We start from the raw sequence: 9,967 nt of genomic DNA, 5'->3' as shown, positions 1-9,967 counted from the left end.
CGGCCGCTACTCCACGCGCGGGCTCGTCGAGAAGTACGGAGTAACCTGGGACACCGTGCGGTACTGGATAAAGAAGGGCATCCTCACGCCCGAGCGTGCTCTACCGAAGAGCAATTTCTGCTTCCAGCTGACCCACGAGGTGGAGCAGCTCATCCAGGCCGCCCTTGCTCGAAAACGGACGTCACGCCGTCCCACGCAGCACCACCATCATCACCTCCATTCCCGCTAACACAGGTGTCCTGATGCAGGTTCCGGCATCACCCACAACATCATGTACATCGTCATGGCGGAAGTGACCGTCGCAAGCACCGCCTGGGGGTCCGCCATGCCCTTCAGCGCTTCAGCCGTCTCATCCCAGACTGAATCCATGGCGATGGCCATGGCCAGCACGTACTTGCCATCGCCGCCCAGGAGGGGGCCCTCATCCAACAGGTGCAGACAATCGCCAGGCTTGGACCTGCGCCCGCACCATCTGCCGTAGGCGAGCGTCAACTCATCACTCGCGGACGATGGCTCCAGGAGACGCAGGCCCCGCGTGGCCTCCTCCCCGTCTTGCAGGGAGATGACCCGCCGGTTCTCCACCTCGTACAGGTACGAGCCACTCCGCGGGGGAACACCCCACAGCCTCCGCGCATCCTGAAGTGGGTATGAGGAAGGGCGCACGTCCCGGGCCAGCGCCACCACGCCCGTCGCGAACTCGGCCTTGTCCAACGCCACCCGTTGGGCGTCCGAGTGCGGCGCGTGGACGATGGGCGCCCCATCGCCCAAGTCCAGCCGCACGAGCCGCGTCGTGGCACAGCCCACCAGGAGCTGGCCCCACAACAGCAGAAGCCCCCAACGCAGCATCATGTCGTTCTCCAGGTCCTTGCCCATGCGGGGAGACGTGTGCCCTGAGGCGCGCGGTCACTTCGCCCGGAGCCGCTCCGAGAGCGCCGGGGCCTTACTGAACAGGCACGGCCCCCTGCCGTACCTCACCGCCAGGGGCAGCGGGGCCTCCAGCCCGATGTGGAGCTCGCTCAAGCGCAGCCACTGCTCGACGACCGCATAGGTGCAGAACCGGCCCCGATAGCAGGCCGTCGAGATTGCCCGCGGGGAGAGCCCATGCCCGGTGGGCTCGAACAGGCCCGAACCGCGGCTCTTCAGCAGGGCGAACCTGCGGCCCTGGTAGAGGACGCTGTCCTGGAACTGTGCGGTCATCCCCTCCACGCTAACCCGCTACAGCAAAGTCACGTAAGTCGGTCCCCTCGGAGAGGTCATCAGCCGTCCTCCAGGGGCAGTTACCCGACTTACCTGAAGGGGATTAGCAAGACTCAATCACGGCCCGGAAGGCGTGGAGAGCAACTCCGGCGGAGTGCTCGGAGAGGGGCAGCGGGACCAGAGCACCGCCGGGCCCCAGCGCCTCAGGACGCAGAATCCGGCCGACTTCAGCGCGGGCTCGCCCAGGGCCCCCTTGTGGACGAGCACGTGGGAGAACTGGCGCTCCGTGAGGGGGCCGTACAGGTCCTTCACGTCCGTGCCGGGGCGCACGAGCAGCGGCACGTCTCGGTGCAGGTGGAAGTAGCCGCTGACGTTCCATTCCTGCTGGCCGGCGACGATGAGTCCGGTGAGCTCGGGCCGCTGACCGGCGAAGACGAGGGCGTCGAGCTGCTCCCGGGCCACTCCGCCCGGCATCTGCACGGTGGCCGCGGCCAGCGAGGAGAGCGCGTACAGGCCCACGAGCCCGCCAAGCACCCGCCGGGAGTGCACGTACCGCGAGAGGGAGTGCCAGGCGGGCCCGGCGGCGATGGCGACGAAGAGCGGCAGCAGGGGCGCGAGGAAGCGCAGCTCCTTGTGCGCCAGCCCCATCACCACCGCGAGGTAGAAGACGAAGGCGCCCACGAGCACGTCGCGCCGGGCGAGCCCGCGGCCGAAGTGCCAGGCGAGCAGCAGCGGCACCATGCCCACGAGCTTGGGCAGGTACCACCACCAGGGCTGGGTGCCGAACCGCGCCGCGCCACCCTGGAAGAGGTTGAACTGGAAGTACTTCCAGACGGAGTGCCAGGGCTCGCCCCAGGTGAGCCAGTCGAGCACGCCGAGCCCCAGCAGCACGGCCCCCACGCCCACGGCGGCACCCGCCACCGAGCGCCAGCGCCGGGCCGCGAGCAGGCTCACGGCGAGGGGCACGCCAAACACAGCCGAGGGGTAGCGCACGACGAACGCCAGCCCGAGCAGGAGGCCGCACCAGAAGCCCTCACGCAGACCGTCCCGGACGCGGGCGCGCCGGGCCCACAGGAGCGAGCCCAGCAACGGAGCGACACTGAGGGAGTCCGCGAGGGGCCTCGCGGCATAGAGGAGCCACCCGCCCCAGGTGACGTGGACGGCGGCGGCCAGGAGCGCGGCTTCGCGCCCATCGCGCTCCTCGACGAGCCGGTACAACGCCAGCGAGCCCCACGCCTGCACGGCGGCACAGCAGAGCCACACCACCGAGGCCAGGGCCCACGGGTGCTCGAGCCCCAGCCGCCCGCACAGCATGAGGACTCCGCCGAGCACGCCGGGTACGGCCCAGTTGCGCAGCCCCTCCAGCCACTCCCAGCTCTGGAGCCAGTACCCGAAGGCCAGCCCATGCGCGGGCTCGAGGAACTGGAAGACCTCATCCGGGTGCCGCCGACCGCGCTCGAGCGCCACCACCACGACGGCGAGCACGGCGCCCGCCACGGCGATCCACCGCTCCCACGCGGGCCTGAGGGGTGACGAGGGCTTCATCGATGCGCGCACAGCTTCCGCTCCCGCCGCGGAGATTGCCACGAGCCGCTCACCGCTCGCGCCCGCTCGCTTCCTGAGCAGATGGGATTCACCGCCTCCACAGGACTACAGCCCGGTCGAACCCGGCTCCCGGTGTGGGGTGCGCCTCGAGGCGAAGGGCTTCGTGCACCCTCGGGTCAGCGGCTACAATCGCGGGCATCCACCAACGGCGGGGGGGTGAGCACTACGTGTGGGGTGTATCTCCGCGAGGAGTGCGCACCCACGGCTGACGGGAATGCCACGCCCACCGTGCCGACACACCAAGGGAAGCCCCATGAGTCAGCGAGTCACGAGCCCGGAGGACGTGGGCCGGTTCTACGATCAATTCACCCGGTTCTTCGAAATCACCTGGGGCGACAGCATCCACGTGGGCTATTGGCCCGCCGGCTCACAGGAGGGCACCATCGCCGAGGCCCAGGTGCGCTTCACCGAGCTGATGATGAGCAAGCTGGGCGTGCGCGCGGGCGAGCACCTGCTGGACGTGGGGTGTGGCACGGGCGAGCCGGCGGTGCGTCTGGCGCGGACCCGGAGCTGCCAGGTGACGGGTGTCACCATCAGCCCGAAGCAGGCCGAGGCGGCCAACCAGCGGGCCCACGACGCGGGCCTCTCCGAGCGGGTGCGCTTCCACCGCGCCAACGCCATGGCCCTGCCCTTCCCGGACGCGTCCTTCGACGTGGCGTGGGCCCTCGAGTCCATCTTCCACATGTTCGATACGGGTCTGGCCCTGAGTGAACTCCGCCGCACCCTCAAGCCGGGGGGCCGGGCCCTCATCGCCGACTTCATCGTCGCGGTGCCCATGTCTCCCGAGGACGAGCAGTTCCACCGGGAGATGATGCAGACGGGCCCCATGCACTCCGTCCCCGACTATCAGCGCCTCATCCGCGAGGCGGGCTTCGAGCTCGAGGAGACGCTGGACATCACCGCCAACATGATGCGCACGGCCGTGCTCACGCGCGAGGCCCTGACCTCCAAGCGCGAGGAGCTGCGGCAGGCCTTCGGCAACGAGCTGCTCGGGATGCTGGACGCCACCTGGGCCAAGGCCTCGGACCTCGGCCAGAAGCACCAGGGCTATGCCGTCTTCCTCGTGCGCAAACCCTGAGCGCCCGCAAGACGAAGGGGCTGCCCCCCATGCGGGAGACAGCCCCTCATTCGTCACGCATGGGAGGCCCGGACTACTTCACGGCCTTCACGCGCTGGCGCTTCTCGGTGTGGCCCTCGGCGGGAGCCTCCGCCGCAGCCTCGGCCACGGCGGCCACCGGCTTGTTGGCGCCGATGCCGTACTTCTCGTACATCTGCTTCTCCACCTCCAGGCGCACTTCCGGGTGGTCGCGCAGGTAGTCCTTCGCGTTCTCACGGCCCTGGCCGATGCGCTCACCCTTGAAGGCGAACCAGCTGCCGCTCTTCTCGATGATGCCGTCGTTGGACGCCAGGTCGATGAGGTCGCCCTCCTTCGAGATGCCCGAGCCGTACATGATGTCGAACTCGACCTCCTTGAAGGGAGGCGCCACCTTGTTCTTCACCACCTTCACGCGGGTGCGGCTGCCCACCACGTTGTCGCCGTTCTTGATGGCGCCCACGCGGCGGATGTCCAGGCGCTGCGACGCGTAGAACTTCAGCGCGTTACCGCCCGTCGTCGTCTCGGGGTTGCCGAACATCACGCCAATCTTCATGCGGATCTGGTTGATGAAGATGACGCACGTCTGGCTCTTGCTGATGGTACCCGTGAGCTTGCGCAGCGCCTGGCTCATCAGGCGGGCCTGCACGCCCATGTGCGCATCGCCCATCTCGCCCTCGAGCTCGGCCTTGGGCACCAGGGCCGCCACCGAGTCCACCACCAGCACGTCGATGGCCCCCGAGCGCACCAGCATCTCGGCGATCTCGAGCCCCTGCTCACCGGTGTCCGGCTGGCTCAGCAGCAGGTCATCGGTGCGCACACCCAGCTTGCGCGCGTAGCCGATGTCCATCGCGTGCTCGGCGTCGATGTAGCCGGCCACGCCGCCGCGCTTCTGCGCCTCGGCCACGATGTGGAGGCTGAGGGTCGTCTTACCGGAGGACTCCGGCCCGTAGATTTCCACGATACGGCCCTTGGGCACGCCTCCGACGCCCAGCGCGATGTCGAGCGAGACGCTTCCCGTCGAAATGGCCTGAACGTCCCGGACCAGCGGCTCCTCGTTGCCGAGCCGCATGATGGACCCCTTACCGAATTGGCGCTCCACAGCGGACATCGCCAACTCGATCGCCTTCTCCTTCTCTGGATTCACGGCCATTTCGTCGTTGCTCCTTGCGTATGCGGCGAGCCACCCCGGCCCACCTGAACCCGCGTTTAGTACGCGATGGGATAACCCTAGTCCATCCCTCTGACACGACCTACAGCGTTCAGCGTCGAGGCAGCCAGAGCAGCAGGCAGGCCAACAATCCCGCCAGCCCGCTCACCACCGCCGGGTAACCCACGAGAACACTTGAAAGAAGCTGGATGATTGCAAGCACGGCCAGCACCATCAGACCCGCTCGCTGAGAGGCCGAGCGTTCGGGACCCAACACGCTCGGCACCAGCGCCAGCAGCGACAGGCCCATGAGGAGGATGAGGGGCAGCGGCGACCCGAAGTCGGCGGGCCGGTGCTGGAGCACGAGCAGCCACTGCCCGAGGATGCCGGCCCCCAGGACGCCTCCGGCCGCCAGCTCCTGCCACCGGAAGCCCGTGGCGCCCCCGTCCTCGCCGCGCAGGTGGGCCAGGTCCTCGGGGCGGACCTCCAGGGCGAAGGGGAAGCCGAGCCGCGTCAGCGCCTCGGTGGCCGCGGCCCGGCAGGAGCGTCCCTCCGCCTCCACCAGCCCCGCCAGCTGGCCGCCCTCCAGGAGCCGCTCGAGCAGATCCGCCACCTCCCGCGAGCCGCCCCCGGCGGGCAGCGCGTCCAGGTGGCGGTTGATGCGCTCGGCCAGCGCGGCGCGATCGGCCGCCGAGGCCGCGCCCCGGGCCTCCTCCACGAGGGGCAGCAGGGCCGACAGCGGCGCCTCCGGCTCGGGAGGGGCAAGGGGAGCCTCCCAGGGAGCCAGGGACGGAAGCTCCCCGCCCTCTCCCTCCCCCGGCTCACCTTCGCGAGAGCCGAGGCCCGGGGGGCGTGTGTGCGTGGTGCTGGACACGGCCGGGACAGTAACGACCGCCTCCCGCCCGCTTCAAAGCTTCCGGACCGGCCCTCGCCCCGGAGCTTCCGGCAGCCGACGCGGCCGCGCTCCTCCGCCTCCCGTCCGACAGCGCTCCTGCCCTCCGGGGAGGGCCGTGAGCGCGGCTCCTACATGCCCGGTCCCATGCCCGGAAGGAGGGCGCGAGGACTCCGGTAGGCTCGGGCACGGGATTTCCCCGCAACTTCCTTGGGGCACCCGGGTTGGACGTCGACGTGGAAGCGGATTCGGACGCACAGATGATGTTGAAGGTGGCGGCGGGCGACCGGAAGGCGTTCGCGGTCCTGTTCGACCGGTACCACCCGAGCGTGGCGCGCTTCGCGTTGCGCTTCGTCGGAGACCGGGAGCGGGCCGAGGAGCTGACGCAGGACATCTTCGTGAAGCTGTACCGCAACGCGAAGGGCTACAAGCCGACGGCGAAGTTCAAGACGTTCCTGTTCCGGGTGGCCTCCAACCACTGCCTCAACGAGGTGCGGCGAGGAGAGTACCGGGTGGAGCACACGACGGCGTCGGAGACGGAGGAGGACGGGGGCGGGCTGGAGCTGGCGGGCGGAGAGGGAGACAGGCCGGATCAGGCGCTGGCGGGGCGGGAGCTGGAGCGGGCGGTGGGGGAAGCGTTGAAGGGGATGAGCGAGCGCGAGCGGGCGGCCTTCACCATGTGCCGCTTCGAGGGCATGGCGTACCGGGACATCGCGGAGGCGCTGGAGGCGAGCGAGGCGGCGGTGAAGAGCCTCATCCACCGGGCGACGCTGGCGGTGGCGCGAAAGGTAGAGGAGCTGCAGGCGGGCCCCGAGCCCGTGAGGAGCAGGGCATGAGCTGTCCATTCGAGGAAGACCTGACGGCCTACGTCGACGGGGAGTTGCCGGCCGCGCGGCGCGCCGAGGTGGCGGAGCACCTGGGGAGCTGCGCGGGGTGCCAGGGCACGGAGGCGCTCCTGAGGCGGACGGTGGCGCGCATGGCCGAGCTGCCCGGGCTCACGCCCTCGCCGGCCACGAGGCGCGCGGTGATGGCGAAGCTGGACGCGCTGCCGCCGACGCTGGGCGAGCGGCTGCGAGGGCTGCTGAAGCCCTGGGTGCTGGTGCCGGCGGCGGGGTTGGCGGCGGTGGCGGGGCTGGCGCTCTACACCACGGCGCCGCGCGAGCCCGCGCTGGAGGTGACGGACGCGGGCACGCTGGAGCTGGCGATGAACCTGGAAGAGGTCGAGGACTACGACGTCGTCGGCCTGGAGAGTGGCGAAGACCTGGAGGTCATCGAGAACCTCCACGAGCTGGAGGTGCGGTGATGGGCCGGAGGAACCTGGCACGAGCGGGGCTGGTGGTGGCGCTGCTCCTGGGAGGAGTGGGCCGGGCGCAGGAGACGCGGCCGCCGGAGCCCCAGCAGCAGGAGCAACAGCCACGGACGCAGCGGGCCCCGACGGCGGCCGAGCGCTTCCAGCAGCTGTCCCCCGAGCAGAAGGAGGCGCTGCGGGCGAAGCTGCGCGAGCTCAAGGCGATGACGCCGGAGGAGCGCGAGCGCATCAAGGCCAACCTGGAGCGCTGGAAGCAGATGCCGCCGGAGGAGCGCGAGCGGGTGCGGGAGAACCTGCGCGACTTCCAGCGGCTGTCGCCCGAGGAGCGCCAGCAGTTGCGCGAGCGCTTCCGGGACTTCCGGGGGCTGAGCCCCGAGCGCAAGGCGGAGGTGCGCCAGCGGATGAGGGCGTACCTGCGCGCGCACCCGGAGCGGCGCGAGCAGATGATGGAGAACATGCGCCGCTGGAGGCAGATGACGCCGGAGCAGCGCGAGCAGATGCGGGAGCGGATGCGCGAGAGGCGGCGGCCGTGAGCGGGCGCCACGCATTGCTGCTGGCCGCGGTGCTGGCCTCCGGGACGGCCGCGGCCGCGGAGCCCTCGCCCGCCCGGGAGCAACCCGCGAAGGAGCAACCGAAGCAGGAGCAGCCGCCGCTGTCCAAGGAGGATGCGGAGGTCGTGGAAAACCTCGAGCTGCTCGAGAGCATGGACACGGTGGAGGACCTGGACCTGCTGCTGGAGCTGAGCAAGGAAGACAGTCCCACCGAGGGCCAGTGAGCGGGTAGACTGGCGGCACCTTGCCGTCGGCCCCCCCTACGTCCAAGACCGTGGAAATCCCCTCGCGCCGTTTCGGGCGCTACGTGCTGCGCTCGCGCCTGGGCTCGGGGGGAATGGCGGAGGTGTTCCTCGCCGAGACGAAGGACGAGCAGGGCTCCCCCCTCGAGGTAGCGCTGAAGCTGATGCGCAAGGACGTCCCCCCCGAGTCCTTCGCCGACGAGGCGGACCTGATGGGCCTGCTGGAGCACCCCAACCTGGTGCGCCGCCTGGAAATCGGAGAGGCCTTCGGCCGCTACTTCATCGCCATGGAGTTCCTGAGGGGCGGTGACCTGGACGGGCTGCTGCGTGCGCACGAGGACCAGGGGCAGCGCCTGCCGGTGCAGGTGGGCGTGCACGTGTGCATCGAGGTGCTGCGGGCGCTGGCCTACTTCCACCAGGCGCGCACGCGCAGTGGCCGGCCGCTGGAGCTCATCCACGGCGACGTGAATCCCTCCAACATCTTCTTCTCGGGGCAGTGCGAGGTGAGGCTCGGCGACTTCGGCGTGGCGAAGGCGCGAGGGATGGAGCTGGGCCCGGAGGACGGAGTGACCGCGGGCAAGCTGCACTACCTGTCGCCGGAGCAGACGCGCGGGGACTCGCTCACGCCGGCGTCGGACCTGTTCTCACTGGGCATCGTGCTGCACGAGCTGGTGCTGGGCTTCCACCCCTTCCAGCGCCACAGCTCGGACCCGGACGTGGTGATGGTGGCCATCCGCGCGGCGAAACTGAACCTGCCGGACACGCTGGACCGGCAGCTCGCGGCCATCCTGCGCAAGGCGCTCGCGCCCGAGATGACGCAGCGCTACCGCACGGCGGGAGAGTTCGCTGGAGCACTCTTCGCCTGGGCGCTGGACACGGGCCAGCCCTTCGGCGCGCGCGAGCTCCAGCCCCTGATGCAGCAGGCGCTCTCGCTGGGCTGAAATGAAAACGCCCGGGGGCCTCGAAGCGAGGCATCCCCGGGCGGGCTGGACCGGCGGGAGCCGATCCGAGCGGGCTACTCGACCGTCACGCTCTTGGCGAGGTTGCGCGGCTGGTCCACGTCGTTCCCGCGCAGATCCGCCACGTGGTAGGCGAGCAGCTGCAGCGGGATGGTGGCCACCACCGGCGCGAGCAGCGCGCTGGCGGGGGGAATCCGGATGACGTGGTCCGCGAGCGAGGCCACGTGCGCGTCATCCTCGTCGATGATGGCGATGACCTTGCCGCCGCGCGCACGCACCTCCTCGATGTTGCCGATGATCTTCTCGTAGGCGACGTGCGGCTGCTTCGGGGCGATGACCACCACCGGCATCTTCTCGTCGATGAGCGCGATGGGGCCGTGCTTCATCTCGCCGCCGGCGTAGCCCTCGGCGTGGATGTAGGAAATCTCCTTCAGCTTGAGCGCGCCCTCGAGCGCCACCGGGTGCATCGGGCCGCGGCCGAGGAAGAGGAAGTCCTGGGCGCCCATGAACTCACGCGCCACGCGCTTGACCGCAGTCTCGCACTTGAGCACGTCCTCGATCATCTTCGGGATTTCGGTGAGCGCCGTCAGGTGCTCCTGGGCCGCCTTGACGGTGAGCGTGCCGCGCATGCGCCCCAGCTTCACCGCGAGCAGGTACAGGCCCACCAGCTGCGTGGTGAACGCCTTGGTGGAGGCCACGCCGATCTCCGGGCCCGCGTTGGTGAGGATGGTGATGTCCGCCTCACGCGTCATGGCGCTGCCGATGACGTTGCACAGCGCGAGCGACATGGCGCCGCGGGCCTTGGCCTCCTGGAAGGCCGCCAGCGTGTCCGCCGTCTCGCCGGACTGGCTGATGGCGAGAACCAGCGTCCGCGGGCCGACGGGAGGATTGCGGTAGCGGAACTCGGAGGCGTAGTCGACCTCGGTGGGGATGCGGGCCAGGCCTTCGATCAGGAACTTGCCCAGGAGT

13 protein-coding genes are annotated in these 9,967 nt (G+C 70.0%); 7 read left to right on the top strand and 6 right to left on the bottom strand.

What is annotated here, in order from left to right; genetic code table 11:
* The coding region (locus ACJ8AN_RS26515) for a MerR family transcriptional regulator (protein ID WP_407758092.1) at positions 1-229 on the top strand (229 nt) is incomplete at its 5' end.
* Here ACJ8AN_RS26515 and ACJ8AN_RS26510 read toward each other — a convergent pair.
* From ACJ8AN_RS26510 to ACJ8AN_RS26500, 3 genes are all read right to left on the bottom strand, one after another.
* Entirely contained in the window at positions 226-849 is a 624-nt protein-coding gene (locus ACJ8AN_RS26510; RefSeq protein WP_407758262.1) for a hypothetical protein, read from the bottom strand. The genes ACJ8AN_RS26515 and ACJ8AN_RS26510 overlap by 4 nt on opposite strands.
* Positions 850-903: 54 nt before the next feature.
* Positions 904-1,197 (bottom strand): hypothetical protein, encoded by a 294-nt coding sequence (locus ACJ8AN_RS26505; protein ID WP_407758261.1) that lies wholly within the window; start codon positions 1,195-1,197, stop codon positions 904-906.
* Positions 1,198-1,314: 117 nt separating this feature from the next.
* On the bottom strand, positions 1,315-2,742 hold the full coding sequence (locus ACJ8AN_RS26500; RefSeq protein ID WP_407758260.1) for a glycosyltransferase family 39 protein: 1,428 nt from the start codon (positions 2,740-2,742) through the stop codon (positions 1,315-1,317).
* A 313-nt stretch (positions 2,743-3,055) separates the two neighbouring features.
* On the opposite strand from ACJ8AN_RS26500, the gene ACJ8AN_RS26495 reads away from it, so the two are divergent.
* Entirely contained in the window at positions 3,056-3,880 is an 825-nt protein-coding gene (locus tag ACJ8AN_RS26495) for a methyltransferase domain-containing protein (protein ID WP_407758259.1), read from the top strand.
* 73 nt (positions 3,881-3,953) lie between these two features.
* Here ACJ8AN_RS26495 and recA read toward each other — a convergent pair whose 3' ends face one another.
* Entirely contained in the window at positions 3,954-5,048 is a 1,095-nt protein-coding gene (gene recA, locus ACJ8AN_RS26490; RefSeq protein WP_407758258.1) for a recombinase RecA, read from the bottom strand.
* 109 nt (positions 5,049-5,157) lie between these two features.
* Positions 5,158-5,763, bottom strand: coding sequence for a hypothetical protein (locus ACJ8AN_RS26485; protein WP_407758257.1), 606 nt, complete (start codon positions 5,761-5,763; stop codon positions 5,158-5,160).
* Between the two features lie 410 nt (positions 5,764-6,173).
* On the opposite strand from ACJ8AN_RS26485, the gene ACJ8AN_RS26480 reads away from it, so the two are divergent.
* Genes ACJ8AN_RS26480 through ACJ8AN_RS26460 form a run of 5 tightly spaced genes read left to right on the top strand, consistent with a single transcriptional unit; the run spans position 6,174 to position 8,980 of the window.
* Entirely contained in the window at positions 6,174-6,773 is a 600-nt protein-coding gene (locus tag ACJ8AN_RS26480) for an RNA polymerase sigma factor (protein WP_407758256.1), read from the top strand.
* Entirely contained in the window at positions 6,770-7,240 is a 471-nt protein-coding gene (locus ACJ8AN_RS26475) for an anti-sigma factor family protein (protein ID WP_407758255.1), read from the top strand. Before ACJ8AN_RS26480 ends, ACJ8AN_RS26475 begins: the two co-directional genes overlap by 4 nt.
* Positions 7,240-7,779, top strand: a complete 540-nt coding sequence (locus tag ACJ8AN_RS26470; RefSeq protein ID WP_407758254.1) for a DUF3106 domain-containing protein — start codon at positions 7,240-7,242, stop codon at positions 7,777-7,779. The genes ACJ8AN_RS26475 and ACJ8AN_RS26470 overlap by 1 nt, the downstream gene beginning before the upstream one ends.
* Complete coding sequence (locus ACJ8AN_RS26465) at positions 7,776-8,021, top strand: hypothetical protein (protein ID WP_407758253.1); 246 nt, start codon at positions 7,776-7,778, stop codon at positions 8,019-8,021. The genes ACJ8AN_RS26470 and ACJ8AN_RS26465 overlap by 4 nt, the downstream gene beginning before the upstream one ends.
* Before the next feature lie 50 nt (positions 8,022-8,071).
* On the top strand, positions 8,072-8,980 hold the full coding sequence (locus ACJ8AN_RS26460; protein WP_407758252.1) for a serine/threonine-protein kinase: 909 nt from the start codon (positions 8,072-8,074) through the stop codon (positions 8,978-8,980).
* 74 nt (positions 8,981-9,054) lie between these two features.
* On the opposite strand, the gene ACJ8AN_RS26455 is transcribed toward ACJ8AN_RS26460, so the two are convergent.
* Positions 9,055-9,967 (bottom strand): isomerizing glutamine--fructose-6-phosphate transaminase (locus ACJ8AN_RS26455; protein WP_407758251.1); only part of this gene is annotated, 913 nt, incomplete at its 5' end.

The organism is Archangium sp. (assembly GCF_045802675.1).
Classification (GTDB): Bacteria; Myxococcota; Myxococcia; order Myxococcales; family Myxococcaceae; genus Archangium.
Note: the sequence above shows the minus strand (reverse complement) of the source record. Positions and strands in the feature narration are given on the sequence as shown.